Annotated in this window: 24 protein-coding genes; 8 read left to right on the top strand and 16 right to left on the bottom strand. The window is 70.3% G+C overall.

Annotated features, from left to right (window positions below; all coding sequences use genetic code 11):
• The first annotated feature begins 7 nt into the window (after nucleotides 1-7).
• The 3 genes from QQX02_RS12420 (at nucleotide 8) to QQX02_RS12410 (ending at nucleotide 2,744) form a co-directional block, all read left to right on the top strand.
• Nucleotides 8-505 (top strand): flavodoxin domain-containing protein, encoded by a 498-nt coding sequence (locus QQX02_RS12420; protein WP_062133779.1) that lies wholly within the window; start codon nucleotides 8-10, stop codon nucleotides 503-505.
• Nucleotides 506-758: 253 nt separating this feature from the next.
• The gene (locus tag QQX02_RS12415; protein WP_301143459.1) at nucleotides 759-2,156 is read left to right on the top strand and encodes an alpha/beta hydrolase-fold protein; all 1,398 of its coding nucleotides are present in this window, start codon (nucleotides 759-761) and stop codon (nucleotides 2,154-2,156) included.
• Nucleotides 2,157-2,207: 51 nt separating this feature from the next.
• Nucleotides 2,208-2,744, top strand: a complete 537-nt coding sequence (locus QQX02_RS12410; protein ID WP_301143458.1) for a hypothetical protein — start codon at nucleotides 2,208-2,210, stop codon at nucleotides 2,742-2,744.
• Nucleotides 2,745-2,787: 43 nt separating this feature from the next.
• On the opposite strand, the gene QQX02_RS12405 is transcribed toward QQX02_RS12410, so the two are convergent.
• Nucleotides 2,788-3,297 carry a MarR family winged helix-turn-helix transcriptional regulator gene (locus QQX02_RS12405; RefSeq protein ID WP_301143457.1) on the bottom strand — a complete coding sequence of 170 codons (510 nt, stop codon included), beginning with the start codon at nucleotides 3,295-3,297 and terminating at the stop codon, nucleotides 2,788-2,790.
• 70 nt (nucleotides 3,298-3,367) lie between these two features.
• On the opposite strand from QQX02_RS12405, the gene QQX02_RS12400 reads away from it, so the two are divergent.
• Both QQX02_RS12400 and QQX02_RS12395 read left to right on the top strand, forming a co-directional pair.
• Nucleotides 3,368-4,411 (top strand): EamA family transporter, encoded by a 1,044-nt coding sequence (locus QQX02_RS12400; protein WP_301143456.1) that lies wholly within the window; start codon nucleotides 3,368-3,370, stop codon nucleotides 4,409-4,411.
• Nucleotides 4,302-5,090, top strand: a complete 789-nt coding sequence (locus QQX02_RS12395) for an alpha/beta fold hydrolase (protein ID WP_301143753.1) — start codon at nucleotides 4,302-4,304, stop codon at nucleotides 5,088-5,090. Before QQX02_RS12400 ends, QQX02_RS12395 begins: the two co-directional genes overlap by 110 nt.
• Here the strand turns inward: QQX02_RS12395 and QQX02_RS12390 are convergent.
• Complete coding sequence (locus QQX02_RS12390; protein WP_301143455.1) at nucleotides 5,087-5,434, bottom strand: ArsR/SmtB family transcription factor; 348 nt, start codon at nucleotides 5,432-5,434, stop codon at nucleotides 5,087-5,089. The genes QQX02_RS12395 and QQX02_RS12390 overlap by 4 nt on opposite strands.
• A gap of 74 nt (nucleotides 5,435-5,508) precedes the next feature.
• Between QQX02_RS12390 and QQX02_RS12385 the strand changes: the two genes are divergently transcribed.
• From QQX02_RS12385 to QQX02_RS12375, 3 genes are all read left to right on the top strand, one after another.
• Nucleotides 5,509-5,913 carry an arsenate reductase ArsC gene (locus QQX02_RS12385; RefSeq protein ID WP_301143454.1) on the top strand — a complete coding sequence of 135 codons (405 nt, stop codon included), beginning with the start codon at nucleotides 5,509-5,511 and terminating at the stop codon, nucleotides 5,911-5,913.
• Nucleotides 5,910-6,614 carry an aquaporin gene (locus QQX02_RS12380; RefSeq protein WP_301143453.1) on the top strand — a complete coding sequence of 235 codons (705 nt, stop codon included), beginning with the start codon at nucleotides 5,910-5,912 and terminating at the stop codon, nucleotides 6,612-6,614. The genes QQX02_RS12385 and QQX02_RS12380 overlap by 4 nt, the downstream gene beginning before the upstream one ends.
• A gap of 63 nt (nucleotides 6,615-6,677) precedes the next feature.
• Nucleotides 6,678-7,013, top strand: a complete 336-nt coding sequence (locus QQX02_RS12375; RefSeq protein WP_062133750.1) for an RNA polymerase-binding protein RbpA — start codon at nucleotides 6,678-6,680, stop codon at nucleotides 7,011-7,013.
• A gap of 69 nt (nucleotides 7,014-7,082) precedes the next feature.
• On the opposite strand, the gene lnt is transcribed toward QQX02_RS12375, so the two are convergent.
• From lnt to rpe, 14 genes are all read right to left on the bottom strand, one after another.
• The gene (lnt, locus tag QQX02_RS12370; protein WP_301143451.1) at nucleotides 7,083-8,615 is read right to left on the bottom strand and encodes an apolipoprotein N-acyltransferase; all 1,533 of its coding nucleotides are present in this window, start codon (nucleotides 8,613-8,615) and stop codon (nucleotides 7,083-7,085) included.
• A gap of 77 nt (nucleotides 8,616-8,692) precedes the next feature.
• The gene (locus QQX02_RS12365; RefSeq protein ID WP_301143450.1) at nucleotides 8,693-11,440 is read right to left on the bottom strand and encodes a DEAD/DEAH box helicase; all 2,748 of its coding nucleotides are present in this window, start codon (nucleotides 11,438-11,440) and stop codon (nucleotides 8,693-8,695) included.
• Nucleotides 11,437-12,378, bottom strand: a complete 942-nt coding sequence (locus tag QQX02_RS12360; protein ID WP_301143449.1) for a diacylglycerol/lipid kinase family protein — start codon at nucleotides 12,376-12,378, stop codon at nucleotides 11,437-11,439. The genes QQX02_RS12365 and QQX02_RS12360 overlap by 4 nt, the downstream gene beginning before the upstream one ends.
• On the bottom strand, nucleotides 12,375-13,160 hold the full coding sequence (gene tatC, locus QQX02_RS12355) for a twin-arginine translocase subunit TatC (protein WP_301143447.1): 786 nt from the start codon (nucleotides 13,158-13,160) through the stop codon (nucleotides 12,375-12,377). The genes QQX02_RS12360 and tatC overlap by 4 nt, the downstream gene beginning before the upstream one ends.
• The gene (tatA, locus tag QQX02_RS12350; RefSeq protein ID WP_301143446.1) at nucleotides 13,147-13,428 is read right to left on the bottom strand and encodes a Sec-independent protein translocase subunit TatA; all 282 of its coding nucleotides are present in this window, start codon (nucleotides 13,426-13,428) and stop codon (nucleotides 13,147-13,149) included. The genes tatC and tatA overlap by 14 nt, the downstream gene beginning before the upstream one ends.
• Before the next feature lie 51 nt (nucleotides 13,429-13,479).
• Nucleotides 13,480-14,403 (bottom strand): helix-turn-helix transcriptional regulator, encoded by a 924-nt coding sequence (locus QQX02_RS12345; protein ID WP_301143445.1) that lies wholly within the window; start codon nucleotides 14,401-14,403, stop codon nucleotides 13,480-13,482.
• On the bottom strand, nucleotides 14,396-15,463 hold the full coding sequence (locus QQX02_RS12340; RefSeq protein WP_301143444.1) for a helix-turn-helix transcriptional regulator: 1,068 nt from the start codon (nucleotides 15,461-15,463) through the stop codon (nucleotides 14,396-14,398). The genes QQX02_RS12345 and QQX02_RS12340 overlap by 8 nt, the downstream gene beginning before the upstream one ends.
• A complete protein-coding gene (gene hisG / locus QQX02_RS12335; protein ID WP_301143443.1) occupies nucleotides 15,464-16,306 on the bottom strand; it encodes an ATP phosphoribosyltransferase in 843 nt (280 codons plus the stop codon).
• A gap of 25 nt (nucleotides 16,307-16,331) precedes the next feature.
• Complete coding sequence (locus tag QQX02_RS12330; RefSeq protein ID WP_301143442.1) at nucleotides 16,332-16,595, bottom strand: phosphoribosyl-ATP diphosphatase; 264 nt, start codon at nucleotides 16,593-16,595, stop codon at nucleotides 16,332-16,334.
• Between the two features lie 58 nt (nucleotides 16,596-16,653).
• Nucleotides 16,654-17,121, bottom strand: coding sequence for a 6,7-dimethyl-8-ribityllumazine synthase (gene ribH, locus QQX02_RS12325; protein WP_301143441.1), 468 nt, complete (start codon nucleotides 17,119-17,121; stop codon nucleotides 16,654-16,656).
• Nucleotides 17,118-18,359 (bottom strand): GTP cyclohydrolase II, encoded by a 1,242-nt coding sequence (gene ribA, locus QQX02_RS12320; RefSeq protein ID WP_301143439.1) that lies wholly within the window; start codon nucleotides 18,357-18,359, stop codon nucleotides 17,118-17,120. Before ribA ends, ribH begins: the two co-directional genes overlap by 4 nt.
• Entirely contained in the window at nucleotides 18,356-18,949 is a 594-nt protein-coding gene (locus tag QQX02_RS12315) for a riboflavin synthase (protein WP_301143438.1), read from the bottom strand. The genes ribA and QQX02_RS12315 overlap by 4 nt, the downstream gene beginning before the upstream one ends.
• On the bottom strand, nucleotides 18,949-19,977 hold the full coding sequence (gene ribD / locus QQX02_RS12310) for a bifunctional diaminohydroxyphosphoribosylaminopyrimidine deaminase/5-amino-6-(5-phosphoribosylamino)uracil reductase RibD (protein ID WP_301143437.1): 1,029 nt from the start codon (nucleotides 19,975-19,977) through the stop codon (nucleotides 18,949-18,951). The genes QQX02_RS12315 and ribD overlap by 1 nt, the downstream gene beginning before the upstream one ends.
• Complete coding sequence (gene rpe / locus QQX02_RS12305) at nucleotides 19,974-20,639, bottom strand: ribulose-phosphate 3-epimerase (RefSeq protein WP_301143436.1); 666 nt, start codon at nucleotides 20,637-20,639, stop codon at nucleotides 19,974-19,976. Before rpe ends, ribD begins: the two co-directional genes overlap by 4 nt.
• Between the last annotated feature and the right edge of the window lie 10 nt (nucleotides 20,640-20,649).

Raw genomic sequence — 20,649 nt, 5'->3', positions numbered from 1 at the left:
GGTCGTCATGAAGGTTCTCGTCACCACCGGTTCCAAGTACGGGTCCACCCGCGAGGTGGGCCGTGCCATCGCCGATGAGCTCATCGCGCTCGGTTTCGAGGTGGACTTCCAGGACGCCTGCGACGTGCTGGGTGTGCACTTCTACGACGCGATCGTGGTGGGCAGCGCCGTCTACGGCGGTCTGTGGCGTCGTGACGCCGCAGAGCTGATCCGCGACCACGTGATCGACCTCCACGAGCGCGAGGTCTACATGTTCTCGGTGGGCATGGAGCCCATCGTGCGCCCGGGACAGCCCCTCGACGAGGCCGAGGCGCTCGCGCGCGACGTCGCCGCCAGGCAGCACGTGCGGTTCCCCGGATGCCTGCAGTGGGATCGGCTGAACGTGGGGGAGAAGGCCATCATCCGCGCCCTCAACCCGCCCAAGGGCGACTTCCGCGACTTCGAGGAGATCCGCGACTGGGCGCAGCGCGTCGGCGCCGAGCTCCGAACCGTGGCCGCGGTCTGAGCCTTCCCGGCTCTCGCACTCGATTCCACGCACAGCCGCGCGCCCAGTCGCGAAACGATTCGTGCGACGCACGCGACAGGTCGTGCGATCCGTTCTCGACCGCCCTCTCGGCTTGATTGACTCGTCCTCCGACCGGCAGGCAGCCGGCTGAGGACGAGGGAGCCTGACCGTGCCACGACGCCGACCGCGTGCCCGTGACGTAGTGCGCGGCCATGGACTCGGCTCTCACCTCCGTCGCGCGAGGGTGCGGGGAGTGGCGGTCACCGTAGCCGCGCTCGCCGTGCTGGCCGGTGCCCCGGCCGTCGTTCCCACCACCACCGCGCTCGAGCCCCCGCGCCCGAGCGCGCTCGGTCCGACGGTCCGCGAAACGGGGGAGGGGCCCAGCGGATACCAGGTGACATTCCGCTTTGACGCCCCCAGCGCCGCGGAGGTCTCGATCGTCGGCGACGTCTACTTCACGGATCCGTCCCACATCGGCGCTGACATGGTTCACGATGCCCGCACTGGGGACGAGTGGCGCGCGGGCGACGTGCCCCACGCGCTCTTCACCCAGGAACCCGTCTCTCTCGCACAGGGACCCGACGGCGTGTGGGAGATCACCATGGGGCTGCCTGCGGGAGTACACAGCTATGGATTCGTGACGGGGGAGTGCGGAGCGGCTGCCTTCTGCGAGTCCACGTTCGATCCTGCGAACCCACCCGTCTTCGCCGATGCACCGGAGGCGTCAGCCCAGACGCTCAGCCAGGTGTACGTGCCGGAGCATCCCGAGTTCCCCACGGACGACGCCTCTCACCTGGCCCCGCTCGGCGATGGGGAGACAGCGGGGGAGGTGCGGCATGTGACCTACCCCTCCACTCAGTCGCCCCTGCCGGGTGGCGCCCACCCGCTCGGCGTGTACCTGCCGCCGGGCTGGGACCCTGCGCGGGCCGAACCGTATCCGCTGCTCGTGCTGTCCCACGGTGCCGACGGCAATGAGACGTCGTGGTTCTCCCAGGGCGCAGCGGCGGCGATTCTCGACCACGCGATCGCGGACGGAGCGATGCCGCCCGCCGTGGTCGTCACGACGTCGTTCGAGGGCCTCACACCCGCGCAGATGGGAGAACCCGCCTTCTTGTCGGCGTACGCCGCGGAGCTGCGCGACAGCGTGCTGCCGTTCGTCGAGCGGTCGTTCCACACCAGCGGGGACAGGCAGGACCGTGCCTTCGGCGGGCTGTCGATGGGCGGCGCGCTCGGGCTGAACCTGCTCGCTGAGCACCCTGACCTGTTCTCAAGCTACGGGCTGTGGTCGGCGGCCGCCGACCTGGGCTCCGCTTCGGTCGCCATACCGTCCGACGGCGAGCTCGGCCGCATGTCCGAGGCCCGCACGATCCACCTGGGGACCGGCCTGCACGATGCGCTGCAGGGGATCGGCGACCGGTCTCAGGAACGCGCGGACCTGTACGCGGGCCTCGGTCTGCCAGTGACGACGCATGATGTGTCGGGTGGTCACACGTGGCACGTGTGGCGCCAGCAGCTCGACGACTATGTCCGCGGCGTCGCCTTCGCCGAGTCACCAGCGCCGCCGCGGCGGCAGTGGGGGTGGATCGCGACGCTGGTCGTGGGAGTGGCGCTCACGGGCGTGGCGATCGGAGCGGTCCGCAGGGGAGTGTGACTCGCGCGGTGCATGCCGTGGCCCGGCCCACCTCGAGGCTAGGCTCGCACCATGGACCAGCATCGGCGCGACTACCTGCGACGACGCTACTCCAGGCTGGGGTGGGGCGAATGGCTGGCCGCCAGCGTCTTCGCCTTCGTCGCGGCGTTCAGTCTCGACGGCGTCTGGGGCGCGCTCGAGTCGCGTGCGGCCGTCTGGTGGGCCCTCATGCCGCTGCTCGCGGTGCTGCTGCAGGCCGGTGCGTACTGGCTGGCGGCTCGGAGCTGGGTGGGAGCGGGTCGTATGCCGCGTGCTCTCGCCCGGGTGTTCCTGGCGGTACGCGCGCTCAACGTGGGACTGCTGGTGATTTCTCTGATCGGGATCGTCGCCACATGGCCCGGCACCGTCCTGGGCGGCCTGGTGGCGATCGCCATCTGGCTGTTCGCGGTCGCCGAGTACGTGAACTACTTCGTGATGCGCATCGCGTACCGGCCGGACAGGTGGTGGCGAGGTGTCCGTGGACGTCGCACCCCTCAGCTGATGCTCGACGTCAGGGAAGGGGTGACGAGGGCTCGGCCGTCGCCACCAGCCTCGCCACCACACGACTAATTGACATAATGTGCATTATCGGCGTTGCGGCTCTATCAAGCCCTCAGCGCCGCGGAGCCGCCGGCGGCGCATCCCCGAGCGCCTCCGCCAGCGCGATCAGGCCGTCGGTGAGCCTGACGCGATCATCGTCGCTCATCAGCGCAAGGATCGCGCGCTCATTGTCCAGGTGAACGCCGTGGACGGCGTCGCATGCGCGGCGGCCATCGTCGGTGAGCCTCACGTGCACCACGCGCCGGTCGTCCTCGTCACGGACGCGCTCGACGAACCCGCGCGCCTCGAGTCGCGTGATGCGGTGCGTCGTCGTGCCCGAGGTGATCATCATGGTGCGGTCCAGTTCGCCCGCCGTGAGCGAATGTGGCTCACCCGAGCGTCGCAGCGACGCCAGCACGTCGAACTCCCATGACTGCAGGTCGTGCTGAGCGAACACCCCGTCGATGCGCTCCTGGATCAGCGCAGCCATGCGTGACAGCCGGCCGATGGTCGCCATCGGCGTCACATCGAGCTCGGGCCGCTCCTCAGCCCACTGGCTCATGAAGTACTCGACCGCATCCATGGGTGCCTCCGGAATGTTTTGACATCAAGACTTAGTTGTATATCTTGATATCAAGATACAGGAGTCCCCTATGAACCGCACCCGCATGATCGCCACCACCGCGCTCGCCCCTCTGCTCTGGGGCACCACCTATCTCACCACCACCGAACTGCTCCCTCCCGATCGCCCCCTCCTCGCATCGGCCGTCCGCGCGCTCCCCGCAGGACTCGTCCTGATCGCCCTCACGCGCACTCTCCCCCACGGCGCATGGTGGTGGAAGTCGGCCGTTCTCGGGTTCCTCAACATCGGCGGGTTCTTCGCCCTCCTCTTCATGTCCGCCTATCGCCTCCCCGGTGGCGTGTCCGCCACCCTCGGGGCCGTCCACCCGCTCATCGTGGCGGTGCTCGCGGTCGCCGTGCTGCGCGAGCCGCATCGCCCTCGCACGTGGATCGCAGCCGGGCTCGGGTTCGTCGGCGTCGGTATGCTCGTCCTCTCCCCCGGAGCCGCGCTCGACGGGATCGGAGTCGCGGCGGGCCTGCTCGGCGGCACCTCGTCGGCGCTGGGCGTCATCCTGACCAAGAGATGGGGCCGGCCCGTCGGCCTGGTCAGCTTCACCGGGTGGCAGCTGGTGTGGGGCGGTCTGGTGCTCGTTCCGCCGATGCTGGTGCTGGAGGGCATTCCAGACGGTGTCACGACGGCGAACCTGCTGGGCTTCGCGTGGCTCGTCGGCCCGGGTGCCATCGTCGCCTACCTGCTGTGGTTCCGGGGCGTGCTGGCCCTTCCCGCCGCCCAGGTCAGCGTGCTCGCCTTCCTCGCTCCACTCATGGCCACCGCGCTCGGATGGGCCGTCCTCAGCCAGACGCTGACGTGGCTCCAGGGCGTGGGCGCCGCCGTCATCCTGACGTCAGTCATGCTCGGGCAGGCGACGAGCCGGACCCCGCGCGCCGACGTCCCCGCGTCGCTAGGCTCCCCCCATGGGGGACGAGACTCGCACCATCACGGCCTCGGACGGCCGCCGACTGGGCGTGCGGGACGCGGGCAGCCGCGACTCGGACGCCCCGCTCGCGGTGTTCTGGCACCACGGCACGCCGGGGCTCGGCCTGCCGCCGCGACCGCTGCTCGCGCTCGCCGATGAGCTGGGACTGCGACTGATCGGCCACGACCGGCCCGGATACGGCCTCTCCGACCGTCTCGGTGGGCGTCACATCGGCCACGTCGCGGCGGACGTCGCCGACATCGCCGATGCGCTCGGCATCACTCGCTACGCCGTCATGGGGTACTCGGGAGGCGGCCCGCACGCTCTCGCGTGCGCCGCCGCTGACCCGCGCGTGGTGGCCGTCATCGTGGGCTCGGGACTTGCGCCCCGCGATGCGGACGGCCTGGACTGGTACGACGGCATGATCGCGTCCGGACGCCATGTCCTCACGGCCGCCGAGCGCGGCGAACAGGAGCGGCGCTCCGCAGAAGAGGACGGCTACGACCCGGAGTTCAACGAGCGCGACCTCGCCGCCCTCGACGGCGAGTGGGGCTGGCTCGGAGACATCGCAGGCGCCTTCACCCCGGACGACCTCGACGGAGCGATCGACGACGACCTCGCGTATGTGCGGGACTGGGACGTGGACCTGGACGCCATCGCCGCACCCACCCTGCTGATCCATGGCACGGCCGACGGCATCGTCCCGCTCGGCCACGGGCGATGGGTGGCCGAGCGCATCGGGGCCGAGATCTGGGAGCGCGAAGGCGATGGGCACGTCGCCCCCGTGCAGGCCCTCCCGGACGCGCTGCGGTGGCTGCGAGACCAGGTGCCCGACTAGGAACGCGCCGCGAGGCCCCTGACCGCGGAGGCGAGGGCCGCGACCTCAGCGTCCGCCACTCGGAAGAATGCCCAGGTGGCGCGCTTGTCGCGGACCACCAGCCCGGCCTCCGTGAGCTGGCGCAGATGGTGCGAGACGGTGGGCTGGCTGAGACCCAACGGCTCCTCGAGGTCGCACGCGCACACCGATCCGTTGGCGGCGAGGATCTGCACGATGCGCATCCGCGTGGGGTCCCCGAGCACCTTGACACGCGCCGCGAGCGGTGCAAGGTCCTCGGCGGGCACGGTGAGCTCGGTGCCGGGCATGCACACGCCGTCGGCGAGCAGGTTCTCCCCTACTGTCATGCTCCCGACGATAGTTCACCGTATTGACATCTGTCGATATTGACTTCCATCGATGCGTGCGACAGCCTGGTTCCATGAGCGAAACCAAGCCTTCCGTCATCTTCGTGTGCGTCCACAACGCCGGCCGGTCCCAGATGGCCGCCGGATACATGACGCACCTCAGCCAGGGTCGCGTCGAGGTGCGATCCGCCGGGTCGATGCCCGCCGACCAGATCAATCCCGCGGCAGTCGAGGCGATGCTCGAAGAGGGCATCGACATCCGCAAGGAGCAGCCCAAGGTGCTCACGCCGGAGGCCGTCCAGGCGTCCGATGCGGTCATCACGATGGGGTGCGGCGACGCCTGCCCGTACTACCCCGGCAAGCGCTATGAGGACTGGAAGCTCGAGGACCCCGCCGGCCAGGGCGTCGAGGCGGTGCGTCCCATCCGGGACGACATCCGCGGCCGGGTCGAGGCGCTGCTCGCGGACCTGCTCGCGTGAACGAACGCTCCCGCAAACTGCTGGGAGAGTTCGTCGGCTCGGCTGGCCTCGCGGCCGCCGTCATCGGGTCCGGCATCATGGCCGCCACCCTGAGCCCGAGCGACGTGGGCCTGCAGCTCCTCCAGAACTCCTATGCCACGGCGCTCGCGCTGGCGGTGCTGATCGCGGTGCTCGGACCGGTGAGCGGCGCCCACTTCAACCCCGCGGTCTCGCTTGCTGAGCGGGTGCTCGACCCAGGAGCCCGGCCGATGCGCGAGACAGGCCTGTACATCGCGGTCCAGATCGCCGGCTGCTCGGCAGGCGCCATCCTCGCGAACCTCATGTTCGATCTGGCCCCCGTCGCGCTGTCGACCACCGACCGTGCCGACGCAGCCCGCCTGCTCGCCGAGGTGATCGCCACCGCCGGCCTGGTCGGCGTCATCTTCATGCTGGTGCGCGCCGGACGGACCGCTCTGGTCGCACCGGCCGTGGGCGCCTACATCGGTGCCGCGTACTACTTCACCAGCTCCACGAGCTTCGCCAACCCCGCCATCACCGTGGGCCGGATGCTGTCCGACACGTTCGCCGGCATCGCCCCTGGATCCGTGCTGCCGTTCGTCGCCGCACAGCTCCTCGGAGCCGCGCTGGGCGTCGTCGCCGTCCGTCTGCTGGCCCCCGCATCGGCCCTTCCCACATCCGGGAAAGTCACCCAGGGAACATAGCCGCTTGCAGGGACGTTCTTCCCACGCAGGCACCACCCCCGCCTGCGAGGAGAGGGAGCTGACATGGCTGATCGAGCATTGCGTGGAATGCGACTGGGAACCCAGAGCATGGAGACACCGGCGAACGCGGAACTCGCGGACCGGAAAGACGTTCACTACGACTGCCCCAACGGGCACGTCCTGACATTTCCCTTCTCGACCGAGGCCGACGTCCCGCTGTCGTGGGAGTGCAGCTGCGGTGCACTCGCGCTCCTGCGCGACGGCGACCGTTCGGAGATCAAGGACCAGAAGGTCCAGCGCAGCCACTGGGACATGCTGCTCGAGCGTCGCTCGATTCCCGAGCTGGAAGAGCTTCTCGACGAGCGGCTCGAGCTTCTGCGCGCAGGCCGGATCGGCTGACCCGCTCCACCGAGACGACGAGAACGCACGGCGCATGAGCGCCGTGCGTTCTTGCATTCCCAAGGGCGGTCACCACTCGTAGCGCTGCCCCAGCCTGCGGGTGATGGCGGTGCCCACCAGCGCGAGGGCACCCAGCAGCGGTGCCCACTCCCACACCAGCCGGAACCGCACCGCAGGCGTGATGCCGTCGCGCAGCGGCAGCGTGGCGTGCATCTGCTCAGCGGTGAACAGCCCCGTCTCCTCGAGCACGCGTCCCCTGGGGTCGATCATCGCGCTCACCCCGACGGTCGAGGCCTGCACGGTGGCGCGGCCCGTCTCGATCGCACGCAGGCGTGACATCGCGAGCTGCTGCGTCGACTCGGCGGTCTCGCCGAACGATGCGTTGTTGGTGGGCACCAGGACGATCTCGGCTCCTGCCGCGACGGCGTCGGTGACGATGCGGTCGTAGGCGACCTCGAAGCAGATCACCGTGCCGAGAGTGACCGTGCGGCCCAGATCGGTCACGGGCAGCGCGACCGTGGCCGGCCCCTCCCCCGCCAGCACGTCGGTCTGGACGCGGTCGACCTCGGGCGAGAAGCGCCGGGCGATGTCGCGGATGGGGATGTACTCCGCGAACGGCGCCGGCCGCTGCTTCGAGTACGAGTCCATCACGGCGCCGTCGGGCGACCACAGCAGCATCGAGTTGTAGCGGCCCTCTGGCGGCGAGTAGTCGTTGGTGCCCAGCAGCAGCGGCGCGTCAGCGGCCTGGGCCGCCTCCGTCACGAGAGCGCGCGACTCCTCGTCCGTGCGCGGGTCGTAGTCCGACGAGTTCTCTGGCCACAGCAGCAGGTCGAGCGTGCCGGGAGCGTCGTCCATGAGTGCGAGCGTGCCGTCGCGGTGGTTGCGCGTCACCTCCCGCGCCTGCGAGAACGCGTCGAGCCCTTCGTTGGGGACGTTGCCCTGGACCACGCCCACGCGGAGCGTGCCGGTGGTGGCCTGACCATCAAGCGGCACGAACAGCCCGCTGACCACCACCGCGATGCCGGCGAGCGGTGCGGCGATCGCGACGATGAGGCGGCGCTTCAGCAGCGACTCCACGGCAACGCCCAGGAGGGCACCGACCAGCGCCGCGGCGAAGCTCGTGAAGGGGGCACCGCCGATCCACGCGAAGCTTGCCACGGTGGAGTCCAGCTGGGAGAACGCGACTCGCCCCCAGGGGAACCCACCGAAGGGCACCATGGATCGCAGCGCCTCCATGCCCGTCCACAGCAGAGCGAACGCCAGCGCGCCGAGCCACACGCTGCCGCGCGTCAGCCCCGAACGGTGCACGTGCACCCAGCCGGCCCCGAACAGCCCATAGAACAGGCCCGAGGCGATCGACAGTGCCACCCAGGGAACGGGACCCACCGCCTCGTGCGCCCACCACACGTGCGGAAGCATGAACACGGTGCCGAAGATCCAACCGTAGAAGAACCCTCCCCACGCGCTCGCCCGGGTCAGGCTCAGCCACAGCGCGCCGAGCGCGACGTATGCCATCGGCCACCACCCGAGGTCGGGGAACGAAGCGGCGAGAGCGAGGGCGCCCAGCGTCGCGAGACCAAGGCGGAGGACGATTCCATGCACGCACCCAGCCTAGGCTCGCGCGAGGCCCCGCCCGCGCATCGGCGCTCCGGAGGCCGGGCCATCGCGAGGCGACGACGTCAGTACGCGACCACTCCCCGGCGCATGGCGTCGATGGCCGTGCGGGCGCGACCACGCAGCACGTCCGTGGGCGCCGACTGCGCGACCTGGTCGAGCACGTCGATCACCTGCTTGCACCACCGCACCATGTCACCAGGAGCGATGTCGGTGTCCTGCAGCACCTGGTCCAGGCCCTTGCCCTGGGCCCAGCCGTGAATCGGCCCCACGATTCCCCAGTGGGGCGGGGGAAGCTCCGGAAGACCGCGCTCGGTCTGGAGCGAGTCGATCACCGACCAGATGCGCTGCGTGTCCGCGAGCACGTGACCCAGGATGCCGCGGGACCCACCGGGGATGCGAGGGCTGCGCGTCTCGTCCTCGCGTCGACCGCGATACAGCAGCGAGGAGACCGTGGCGGCGAGAGCGGCGGGATGCAGCTGATTCCAAGCACCTGAGCGCAGGCATTCCGCCATCACCAGGTCGTTCTCGGAGTACAGGGTGCGCAGGCTGGTGCCGGCGGGGGTCACGGTGGTCTGCTCGCCCTCGCCTTCGAGGTATCCGAGCTCGCGCAGCACATCGCAGCGCTTGTCGAAGACCCGCGCGATCGAGCCGGTGGCGCGGGAGATCTCGCCCACCACCCGATCCCGGTCCCGCTTGGCGCGGAAGTGCCGCTCAGCCCACCGCGCGTGCTGCTCCCGGTCGGGACACGAGTGGCACGGGTGCGACTGCATCTCCTTGCGCAGCTGCACGATCTGCGCCTCGTCACCGGACTGTGCGCGCTCGCGGCGCTTGGACGGCACCTCGAAGGAGCTCTTGGCGGCCTCGATGACCTGAGCGAGCTCCTTGCGCTGGCGCGGGTCGCGGTCGTCGAGCTTGGCGGGCACGCGCACGCGACCCACCGGCTCGATCCCGTGATGCAGGTCCGCCACCGCAAGGCGGAAGGACCGGCCCAGCGTCGAGACCACGGTGGGCCGGGGGCCCGCAGGGTCGTCGTCGGGACGGACCACGGCCACGAGTCCCACGCGCTTGCCGCCCCCGATGCGCACCACGTCGCCTCGCTGCAGTCCGGCGAGCATCTCGGCGGTGGCCTCGCGGCGTCGCCGCCCCACCGCCTTGGACGCACCCTTCTGGAGGCGGTTGAGACGTTCGCGGAGCGCCGCGTACTCCATGAAGTCGCCCTTGTCGCACTCCGTGGCCTCCCGCAGCCCCTCGAGAGCCTGGTCGAGCTCGCGAGCCTTGCGCGCCTTGCCCACCACCGACTGATCCGCCTGGTACTGGGCGAACGACAGCTCGAGGAGCTCGCGCGCCTGCTGCACGCCCGACTGTCCCACGAGGTTGATGGTCATGTTGTAGCTGGGCTGGAACGAACTGATCAGCGGGTAGGTGCGCTTGGAGGCCAGTCGGCCCAGCTGAGCCGCGTCGAATCCCGGATGCTCGACCACCACGGCGTGGCCCTCGATGTCGATGCCTCGCCTGCCGGCACGGCCGGTGAGCTGGGTGTACTCCCCCGCCGTGAGGTCCTGGTGGCTCTCGCCGTTCCACTTGGTGAGCTTCTCCAGCACCACGGACCGCGCTGGCATGTTGACGCCCAGAGCGAGGGTCTCGGTGGCGTAGACCACCTTGATGAGACCGGCGGCGAACAGCTCCTCGACCACTTCCTTGAAGAGGGGAATCATCCCGGCGTGGTGAGCCGCGACTCCCGCCTCGAGATGATCGCGCCAGTGCAGATAGTTGAGAGCGCCCAGGTCCTCGGCCGGCAGTCCCTCGCAGCGCTCGTCGACGATCCGCGCGATCTCGGCGCGCTCCTCGTCGGTCGTGAGCGCAATGCCGGCGGACCTCACCTGGTCCACCGCGTCCTGGCAGCCGGCCCTCGAGAACACGAACACGATCGCGGGCAGCAGGCCGTTGCGGTCCATGACGTCGACGACGGCGAACCGCGGCGGAGCACGGCGGCCTTGGGGGCGTCTCCCCCCGCGTGAGGGCCGCTGCGGGCCGCGGCCGCTGCGGTAGCCCTGCTCCTCGTGGCGCATGCGCTTGGAGATGGCCTCGAGCTCGGGGTTGAGCCGGGGGTTCGGCCCTGGGGCGAGCGGGTCCACGCCCGGCGCGTACAGGTCGAAGATGCCCTCTCGCATCAGCACGTGGGGCCACAGGGGCACGGGGCGGCGCTCGGAGACGATCACTCTCGTGTCACCGCGCACCTCGGTCAGCCATGCGCCGAACTCCTCGGCATTGGAGACGGTGGCGGACAGCGACACGATCGCGGTGCGCGCGGCGAGGTGGACGATGACCTCTTCCCACACGGAGCCGCGGTAGCGGTCGGCCAGGTAGTGCACCTCGTCGAGCACGACCACGCCCAACGTGTCCAGCGTCCGGGAGTCGGCATAGATCATGTTGCGCAGCACCTCAGTGGTCATCACGACCACCTGTGCCTCGGAGTTGATCGAGGTGTCACCGGTGAGGAGCCCCACGTTGGCGTCGCCGTAGACGCGTCGCAGCTCGGTGAACTTCTGATTGCTGAGCGCCTTGATGGGGGTCGTGTAGAACGACTTCTCGCCGCGCTCATACGCGTGCCGCACCGCGAACTCGCCCACGATGGTCTTGCCCGCGCCGGTCGGCGCCGCCACGAGCACCGAGTGCCCCTCGGCCACCGCCTGGCATGCCTCGCGTTGGAAGTCGTCGAGCGGGAAGGCGAGGCTCGCCTCGAAGTCCGTCAAGTCGCGGTGGCGGGACCGAGCCTTCGCGGCGGCGAAGCGCTCCGCAGGAGAGCTCATGCCTTCAGGCTATCTGCCTTGCCGCCCAGCACTCGCAACGCTCCCGGCACCACCCGGACGTCCAGCGGCGCCGGCCCGATCAGCTCGCCGTCCGCAAAGGCCGGTGGCAGGGGCGCGCCCGTCTCCGCGGGACCGATGCGCACGCGCCGCGCCTGCACCACGCGCACGCGGGGATCGCTGAGGTGCGAGCCATCGTTCAGCCGGGGGAACACGCGCGCGATCGCGAGGGGGCGCATCGGCTCGGCGAGCACCAGCTCGAGGAGGCCGTCGACGTGCGAGGACTCAGGAGAGATGACGAGCCCGCCGCCGAACACCGGACCGTTCGCCACGGCCACCAGCGTGCACCGCTGCTCCCAGCGTTCGCCGTCCACCTCGAGGCTCACGCCATACGGCTTGAACCGCGGCAGCTCCCGGAGCGTCGCGACCTTGTACTTGAGAGGGCCACGCGGGAACGAGAGACGGTTCGCATATGCGGCGATCGCGGCGTCGATTCCGGCGGAGAGCACCGCGGCGAAGTAGCGCCTGCGCTTGCGCTCGGCCACACTCTCACCGTCGATGCGACCGAGGTCGACGCGGACCACATCCCCCTCCAGTCCACGCTCGATGGCCGCCACCGCCGCCGGGATGTCATGCACGGGCAGACCCAGCGACAGGGCGGCGTCGTTGCCGGAGCCCGCCGCGACGATCCCGAGTGGAAGCCGGGTCTCCGCGCATGCCTGGATCCCCAGGTGCGCCATGCCATCGCCGCCCACCACCACGAGCGCATCGAGGTCGCGGTGGCGCTCGCGCGCGTGGTCGAGCGACGCCGCCCATGAGCCCATCGAGAGGTCTCTGACGCGGTGACCGCGCGCGGCCAGGAGCGCCAGCGTCTCCGCGGACGATGAGGCACCCCTGCCCGACCCCGCTGTCGGATTGGTGATCACGCCGATGGTGCTCATGAGGCGAGAGCGCGCGCTTCCTTCTTGGCGCGCGCGCGTTCGCGCCACAGCCCGATGCCGACTGCCGCGAAGTACAGCGCGCACATCGGGACAGCCATGAACAGCATGGTCACCACATCCGGCGTGGGAGTGAGCACCGCGGCTGCAACGAAGATCAGCAGCACCGCCCATCGCCACCCCTTCAGCCACGTGCGGGCCCTCACCACGCGCGCCCACGTGAGGGCCACCATCACAACCGGGAAGACGAACGCGATGCCGAACACCAGGACCAGCCGCGTCGCGAACGAGACGAACATCTGGGCCTCGAGCCAGTTCGCGGCGCTCTCCGGCGTGAACCCGATCAGGATCTCGACAGCCCGCGGGTAGACCCACCACGCCAGCGCCACGCCGGCGAAGAACAGTGGGATCGCGGCGCCGAGGAAGCCGAAGGTGTAGCGCTTCTCCCCTGCCTTGAGGCCGGGGGCGACGAAGGCCCACAGCTGGTACAGCCACCATGGCGCGGACACGATGACGCCCAGGAACAGCGACACCTTGATGCGAATGTCCAGGGCGGTCGCGATGCCGGCGAAGTTCACCGCGACCATCGCATCGTCGCGTACTGCGACCGCGAGAACGGGCTCCTGGAGAGCCTCGAAGACGGGGGTGTAGAAGAACCAGCCGGCCACGGCTCCGATGGCCACGCCGATGACGGCGAGGATCAGGCGATTGCGGAACTCGCTCAGGTGCGCGCTCAGCGGCATGCGCGCACGGGCATCCCGCCTGCGCGCTCTAGCGCGTGCCACGCCCGTCGTCGTCCGGGGCGTCGGCGTGACGGGGAGGAGTCACGGTGCCGTCCGGGACGGGAGCCTCGCCGCGCTGCTGCGCCTGCTCGGCGTCTGCCGTGGGCGCGGTGCCCGAGGTGTCAGCCTTGTCGTCGTCCGTGAGGGACTTGGTCTCATCCTTGAGGATCCTCATCGACTTGCCGATGCTGCGCGCCAGCTCGGGGAGCTTGGGGGCGCCGAACAGCAGGACGACGATCAGCGCAATGATGATGATCTCGCGGGGACCCATGAATGCCTCCTGTGTCGGGTGCGGACACCACGGTTGCTCAGATGGTTCAGTCTAGACGGAGTGGGCGGCCGCGACCGCATCGGCATGCGCGCGCACGGCCTCTCGCAGCTCGGTCGGTGCGATGCTGACGAGGGCTGGCGCGACGGCCAGCAGACGGCCAGCCGCCCAGTCGACGTCGGCGACCCCGAAACGCGCAGTGGCGGTCTCGCCGTCGTCCTCGATCTCCACGCCGGCGAGGTCCTCGAACGCCCATCGCGCTCCGCGTCGGACCACGACGGTCGCCTCGAACTGCGGGGCCAGCGAGAAGCCGCGCTCCTCGCTCGGCGGGTGCGTGATCATCACGTCGCTGAGAGTCGCGGATGCGATGCGGCCCAGCCGCAGCGTCCGGTAGTCGTCCGCCTTGAGGCAGAAGCACTCGACGTACCCCACCCCGTCGATCGCGACCAGCCGGTGCGGCTCGATCACACGGACGGACCGGCGATCCTGCGCATCGATGTAGTCGAGGCTGACCGCACGGCCCTCGACGATGCCGCGCTCGACCGTCGAGGTCACCGCAGCATCGGCCTCCGACGGACTGTCGAGCACCCGCACCGGCTCCACGCCGCCGTAGGCCTCACGCAGTCGGGCGAGCACGTCCTGCGCCCCCGCCGGAGCGGTCCCGGCGGCGATCAGGGTTGCCAGTGCACCGATCAGCGCCACCGCCTCGCGGCCCGACAGCCGCACCTGAGACGCCCCTTGGGACGCGACGAGCGTGGCGATTCCGGAGTCCAGGTGATCGAAGTCGAACTCGATGCACTCGTCGGGCAGGTAGGGCGGGATGCCGCTCGTGGTAAGCGCCCACAGGTCACGCTCGATGCGCTGCACCGTCACGCCGAAGTGCTCGGCGAGCACCTCGAAGGGCGTGGAGCCGTGCGCCTCGAGGTAGGCGATCATGCCCAGCAGTCGCACCAGGCGGTCACGTGAGGTGTCAGCCATGGGCCACCTCCATCGCGGCGCGCGCGTACGCGGCGACGGATTCCCTGAGCGAGTCGGGAGACACCACGCGCGCCGCGCCGCGCAGCGCCAGAACCTCGGCGCGCAGCAGATCCTCGTGGCGATAGGGCACCCGCACCAGGTCCCAGCCATCCTGTGCGGCTGACGACTCCGCGCTGGCCGACTCCCCGCTGGCCGACTCCCCGTGGGCGGACTCCCCGTGGGCGGACTCCCCGTGGGCGGACTCAGCCCCTGCCGGCTCGCCCCGCAGGCGCAGCGCGTGACCCGTCTCCGGGCGCAGCGCGATCACGGCGGTCAGCGTCGCGGAGTGATCGTCCAGGTCGCCCAGCGGCAACGAGTCCGGTCGCTCGAACGCCTCGATGTCGCCGGTCGGTCTCACGCGGCCAGAGATGCGACCGAGCCGGTACGTGCGCGGGGCGCGACGGTCCACGTCCCAGCCGATGAGGTACTCGACGCCGGAGCGCATCACGATGCCCCACGGCTGCACGGTGCGCCGTGCTGTCTCCGAGCTCGCCGAGGCGTACTCGAATCGCACGGCCTGGCGGTCCACGATGGCCTCGGCGAGAGCCGCGGTCGCGTCGTGCCCGGCGGACGTCGCCATGCCTCCGTACGGGAGCGAATCGGAGTGACCGTGCTCGATGGCGGACACCACCTTGGCGAAGCCCATGCGGGCGTCCTCGGCCAGCGACGCTCCCTGCCAGTACTCGACGGCCAGGGCGAGGATCGCGGCATCGCGCACCGTGAGGTCGAGGTCCGGAAGCGCGGCGTCACCATCGATGCGATAGCCGAGATCGTCCTGGTGCAGCGGATCGGTGATCGTGCGCAGCGGCAGGCCCATGCGGCGCAGCTCGTCCTTGTCGCGCTCGAACATGCGCTGGAACGAGACGTCGGCCCGGTCGCGCTCCGCTGCGGTCGCACCTGACGGAACGGTGTCGTAGCCATCCACGCGTGCCCGAATCTCTTCTCGCGTGAGGCGCCGGCGGGTGGCGCTCAGGGCGAGCATGAGGTTGAGCCGACGCTGCTCTGCGGAGATGTCGGACATCTACACCCGCACCGCCAGCAGTTCCGTGGTCAGGATGGCCCTGGCCCCCGCGGCGTACAGCCGGTCCATGATCTGGTTCATCTCGGACCGCGGCACCATCACCCGGACGGCGTGCCAGTTCTTGCCGTGCAGCGGCGTCACGGTGGGCGCTTCGAAGCCGGGGGTCACCGCGACGGCCTCATCGAGACGGTCGTCCGGCACGTCGTAGTCGACCAGCACGAACTGGCGCGCCATCAGCACGCCGCGCAGCCGACCGGTGAGCACCGCGATCTCGGACTCGGAGACGTCGGGGCCCTTGATCAGGATCGCCTCCGACTTGAGGATCGGCTCCCCGAAGATCTCGAGCCCGGCCGCCTTGAGGGTGGTGCCGGTGGAGACCACGTCGGCCACCACGTCGGCGACGCCCAGCCGGACCGAGGACTCGACGGCGCCGTCGAGACGCACCACGGTGGCGTCGACACCGAACGACTTCAGGTGGTGCTTGACCAGGCGCGGGTAGCTCGTGGCCACGCGCTTGCCCGCGATGTCCTCGACGGTCGTCACCGACGCGGCCGGGGCCGCGTACCGGAAGGTCGAGCCGCCGAAGCCCAGCTCGAGGTGCTCGGTCGCCGGAGTGCCCGAGTCGAGCAGCAGGTCGCGGCCGGTGATGCCGGCGTGGACGGTGCCGGAACCGACATACACCGCGACGTCGCGCGGGCGCAGGAAGAAGAACTCGACCTCGTTGCGTGCGTCGACGAGGACCAGCTCGCGAGGATCGCGGCGCTGCTTGTAGCCCGCCTCTCGGAGCAGTTGCGAGGCGGCTTCGGACAGTGAGCCCTTGTTGGGGACGGCGATGCGGAGCACGACTCTCCTTGGGTGGTGGTGGTCGTTACAGGTAGCGGTAGACGTCGGCGGGCGTGAGGCCCTTCGCGATCATCATCACCTGCGCGTGATACAGCAGCTGAGAGATCTCCTCGGCGGTCTCCTCGTCGGACTGGAACTCCGCGGCCATCCAGGACTCCGCGGCCTCCTCGACGAGCTTCTTGCCGATGGCATGCACGCCCCTGTCGAGCAGAGCGACCGTGCCGGACCCCTCGGGGCGCTCCTCGGCGCGCGCGGACAGTTCCTCGTAGAGTTCGTCGAACGTCTTCACGTGAACAGCCTAGGGCAGACGAGCGGCGGCACGGCCCCCGGCCGATGCGGGACTTGCCTCAGGCGAGGCTGCGCAGGATCAGCGCGGTCGACAGTGCGGCCTCGACCGATTCCGCGCCCTTGTCCTCCTTGGACCCCTCGAGCCCCGCGCGGTCCAGCGCGTGCTGCACCTCGTCGACGGTGAGGACGCCGAAGCCCACAGGAACGGCGTTCGCCCGCGACACCTCCGTGAGGCCCAAGGTGACGGACTCGCACACGTATTCGAAGTGGGGCGTCTCGCCCTTGACGACGACGCCGAGGGCGACGATCGCATCGGCCCCCTGCCGTGCCAAGTGCTCCGCGACGACCGTCAGCTCGAAGGCGCCGGCGACCCGCGTGACGCGATACGCGGCGCCGCTCTTCTCGGCGGCGCGCACGGCGCCCGCGACGAGTCCGTCCATCACGTCCGTATGCCACTGGCTTGCGACGATCTCGACCGTGAGGCCGCTGCCGTCGATGTCGATGGTCGGTGCGCCGTCGCCGCTCATGCGTTGTCTCCCAACAGGTGTCCCATGCGTTCGATCTTGGTGCGGAGGTACGCCGCGTTCTCCGGGTGCTCGCCGAAGTGGTGCGGGATCCGCTCCGCGACGTTGATGCCGGAGGCGCGCATGGCCTCGACCTTCGCGGGGTTGTTCGTCATCAGCCGCACCTCGTCGAGTCCCAGGTCCTGGAGGATCGCGGCAGCGGCACCGTACTCGCGCCGGTCCACCGGGAAGCCCAGATCGGTGTTGGCGTCGACGGTGTCGCGGCCCTGGTCCTGCAGCGCGTACGCCTGGATCTTTCCCAGGATGCCGATGCCGCGGCCCTCGTGGCCACGCAGGTACACGACGGCGCCGCCCTCGTTCGCGACGCGTTCGATCGCAGCATCGAGCTGAGGTCCGCAGTCGCAGCGCTGGGATCCGAATGCGTCGCCCGTAAGGCACTCGGAGTGCACGCGCACGAACGGCAGCATGCCCGGCGGCACGGGCGCGGTCAGCGCCACGTGCTCATCGCCGGTGCGGGCATCCCGGTACGCCTTGACCGTGACCACGCCGTGGCGGGTGGGCAGGCGCGCCTCGCCGGATCCGGTGACGCGGTGCGGCGCGGGCTCGACGGGCGGCGGCTGGTCATCCATCGTGCGGCGATACTCGATGAGGTCAGCGATGGTCATGAAGACGAGGTCTTCGCGCTCCGCCACGCCCATCGCGTCGCCGGTGCGCATCATGGTGCCGTCGTCGTTGACGAGCTCGGCGATGACCCCCACGGGCTCCAGGCCGGCCAGTCGGCACAGGTCGACGGCGGCCTCGGTGTGCCCAGGACGGTGCAGCACTCCCCCGGCGACGGCCCGCAGCGGGAGCACGTGGCCGGGACGGATGATGTCGTCCGTGCACGTCCCGGGCGCCGCGAGCACCTGCAGGGTGCGATGGCGGTCGGCGGCCGAGATGCCGGTGGTCACGCCCTCCGCGGCGTCGACGGACACGGTGTACGCCGTGCGGCGCGGGTCCTGGCTGTTCGGGACCATGAGCGGCAGGTTCAGCGCATCGGCGCGGGGGCCGGGCATCGGGGCGCACAGGTAGCCGCTCGAGTGGCGGATGCCCCATGCGACCCATTCGACCGTGGTGGTCTGCGCGGACATGATGAAGTCCGCCTCGTTCTCGCGGTGGCGGGAGTCCGCGACCAGCACGGGCTTGCCCGCGCGCAGGTCCGCGAGGGCCTTGTCGACGAGGGCGACGACGTCGTGGCTCATGAGCGAGCCGCCAGCATCGACTCGACGTACTTGCCCATCACATCGACCTCGACGTTCACGCGGTCTCCGAGGGCCAGTCCGCCCAAGGTGGTGTCGGCGATCGTGGTGGGAATCAGCGACACGGTGGCACGGTCGCCGTCGAGCGCCGCGACCGTAAGCGACACGCCGTTGAGCGCGATCGAGCCCTTCGGCACGACGTACCGCACCAGGTCTGCCGGAAGGGAGAAGGTGAAGTCGTCCCAGTCAGGCTGTGAGTCCCGGGCCACCAGCTCTGCGGAGCCATCGACGTGTCCCTGCATGATGTGCCCGCCGAGCCTGCCGTCGGCACGCAGGGCGCGCTCGAGGTTGACCCGCCGGCCGGGGGCGATGTCGCCCAGCGTGGAGGTCTCACGGGTGATGCGCATCACGTCGGCCATCCACGTGCCCTCCCCCTGGTCCGCGACGGTCAGGCACACGCCGTCGACCGCGATCGACTCGCCATGCACCAGGTCGCTGCCGAAGCCGTCCGACTGGAAGGTCACGCGCGAACGCGCTCCGTCGTCGTCGACGTTCACCACGGTGCCTACCGCCTCCACAATGCCGGTGAACATCAGAATCCTCTCGAGAGATGAGCGATGACAAGTGTATCCGCGCCCAATGGTTGAAAGTTCACGTGCTCTCCCCTCAACGCGTCTTTCATCGTCCCGATTCCCAGGTCGTCGACCACGCTCGGGCCCGCGCCGAGGAGCACCGGCGCGATGTACGCGTGGACCTCGTCCACCAGGCCCTCGCGCAGGAACGCGGACAGCACCGTGGGACCGCCTTCGACCACGACGGCACGCACCTCGCGTTCCCAGAGCGCGGCGAGCACGTCGCGCGGATCGTGGGAGGCCACGCCGAGCACGTTCGGGTCGCGCCAGACGCGCCTGCCGGACGTGTCGCGATGGCCGATCACGACCCGCAAGGGCTGATGCGCGGCGTCCTCTCCGCCAGCGCGCGCGGACAGCTGAGGGTCGTCGATCAGCACGGTGCCGGTGCCGACGGCGATGGCGTCCACCTCGGCGCGGACGCCATGGGCATGCTCGCGAGCCTCCGGACCGGTGATCCACACCGACGTCCCGTCCGCGGCCGCCATGCGACCGTCCAGGGTCGCGGCCCACTTGGCAATCACGTAGGGCCTGCCCAGCCGCATGGCGGTGAGCCAGCGATGGGTGAGGGCCGATGCGCCCGCGTGCTCCATGAGCGTCGCCGGGATCCCGCGCTCCTCGAGAACGGTGGCCCCGCCGCCGGAGGCGTTCCCCGGATCCGCGACGGCGTACGTCACTGCGGCGATGCCCGCCTGGGTCAGGGCGTCGACGCACGGTCCGGTGCGTCCCGTATGGGCGCAGGGTTCCAGGGTGACCACGGCCGTGCCCCCGCGCACGTCGACTCCGCGTGCTCGCGCATCGGCGATCGCCGCCACCTCCGCGTGCGGGGTGCCCGCGCCACGGTGCCATCCCTCGCCCAGCTCGGCGCCTTCGGCTCCGAGGATGACGCAGCCGACTCTCGGATTCGGCCCGTACGCGGGGCCGTTCGCGGCCAGCGTGACCGCTCGGTCCATCGCGGCTGCGACGGAGAGCGGCGCACGAGCGGTGGTCATGCGTTCCGAGCGTGAGTGGCGAGGTCGCGCAGGGCGGTGACCTCGGCGGCCGGGTCCTCGGCTCCGAACACCGCGGATCCGGCGACGAAGACGTCGCAGCCAGCCGCAGCGATGTCCTCGATGGTGTCGCGGGACACCCCACCGTCCGCCTGCAGCCACAGGGGGTGGTCGGCCGCGGTCGCGGCCGCCCGCAGCGTCGTGAACTTGGGGAGCATCTCCGGCATGAACGACTGACCGCCGAAGCCGGGCTCCACCGTCATGACGAGCACCATGTCGAACTCCTTGAGGTGCTCGAGCACCACGTCGACGTCGGTGCCCGGCTTGAGCGCGACCGATGCGCGCGCACCGAGAGCACGGAGGTCCCTGGCGATCGCCACCGGGTTGGCGGCGGCCTCGAAGTGGAACGTCACGGACGTCGCGCCGGCCTCGGCGTACCGGGGCGCCCAGTGGTCGGGATCGTCGATCATCAGGTGCGCGTCGATGGGCATGGGCGACACCTCGGCGATGCGCTCGAGCACCGGCAGTCCGAGGGTGAGGTTGGGGACGAAGTGCGCGTCCATCACGTCGACGTGGAGCCAGTCGGCGTTGGCCACCCTCGTGATGTCCCGCTCCAGGTTCGCGAAGTCGGCGGCCAGGATCGACGGAGAGATCTGCATGCCCATGTGTCGAGCC

This window comes from Demequina muriae (assembly GCF_030418295.1).
In the GTDB taxonomy this organism is placed as follows: domain Bacteria; phylum Actinomycetota; class Actinomycetes; order Actinomycetales; family Demequinaceae; genus Demequina; species Demequina muriae.
The sequence above is the reverse complement of the archived record's forward strand: the minus strand, read 5'-3'. Positions and strand labels throughout refer to the sequence as shown.

Bases quoted from the DNA above. Each gene is read 5' to 3' on its own strand.
- QQX02_RS12390 (WP_301143455.1), bottom strand. From the start codon at position 5,434: ATGACAGTAGGGGAGAACCTGCTCGCCGACGGCGTGTGCATGCCCGGC.
- QQX02_RS12315 (WP_301143438.1), bottom strand. From the start codon at position 18,949: ATGTTCACCGGCATTGTGGAGGCGGTAGGCACCGTGGTGAACGTCGAC.
- QQX02_RS12400 (WP_301143456.1), top strand. From the start codon at position 3,368: ATGAACCGCACCCGCATGATCGCCACCACCGCGCTCGCCCCTCTGCTC.
- tatA (WP_301143446.1), bottom strand. From the start codon at position 13,428: ATGGGTCCCCGCGAGATCATCATCATTGCGCTGATCGTCGTCCTGCTG.
- ribH (WP_301143441.1), bottom strand. From the start codon at position 17,121: ATGAGCGGCGACGGCGCACCGACCATCGACATCGACGGCAGCGGCCTC.
- QQX02_RS12405 (WP_301143457.1), bottom strand. From the start codon at position 3,297: ATGGATGCGGTCGAGTACTTCATGAGCCAGTGGGCTGAGGAGCGGCCC.
- QQX02_RS12360 (WP_301143449.1), bottom strand. From the start codon at position 12,378: ATGAGCACCATCGGCGTGATCACCAATCCGACAGCGGGGTCGGGCAGG.
- QQX02_RS12365 (WP_301143450.1), bottom strand. From the start codon at position 11,440: ATGAGCTCTCCTGCGGAGCGCTTCGCCGCCGCGAAGGCTCGGTCCCGC.
- QQX02_RS12410 (WP_301143458.1), top strand. From the start codon at position 2,208: ATGGACCAGCATCGGCGCGACTACCTGCGACGACGCTACTCCAGGCTG.
- QQX02_RS12375 (WP_062133750.1), top strand. From the start codon at position 6,678: ATGGCTGATCGAGCATTGCGTGGAATGCGACTGGGAACCCAGAGCATG.
- QQX02_RS12345 (WP_301143445.1), bottom strand. From the start codon at position 14,403: ATGGCTGACACCTCACGTGACCGCCTGGTGCGACTGCTGGGCATGATC.
- QQX02_RS12385 (WP_301143454.1), top strand. From the start codon at position 5,509: ATGAGCGAAACCAAGCCTTCCGTCATCTTCGTGTGCGTCCACAACGCC.
- ribD (WP_301143437.1), bottom strand. From the start codon at position 19,977: ATGACCACCGCTCGTGCGCCGCTCTCCGTCGCAGCCGCGATGGACCGA.
- ribA (WP_301143439.1), bottom strand. From the start codon at position 18,359: ATGAGCCACGACGTCGTCGCCCTCGTCGACAAGGCCCTCGCGGACCTG.
- QQX02_RS12420 (WP_062133779.1), top strand. From the start codon at position 8: ATGAAGGTTCTCGTCACCACCGGTTCCAAGTACGGGTCCACCCGCGAG.
- rpe (WP_301143436.1), bottom strand. From the start codon at position 20,639: ATGGGCATGCAGATCTCTCCGTCGATCCTGGCCGCCGACTTCGCGAAC.
- QQX02_RS12340 (WP_301143444.1), bottom strand. From the start codon at position 15,463: ATGTCCGACATCTCCGCAGAGCAGCGTCGGCTCAACCTCATGCTCGCC.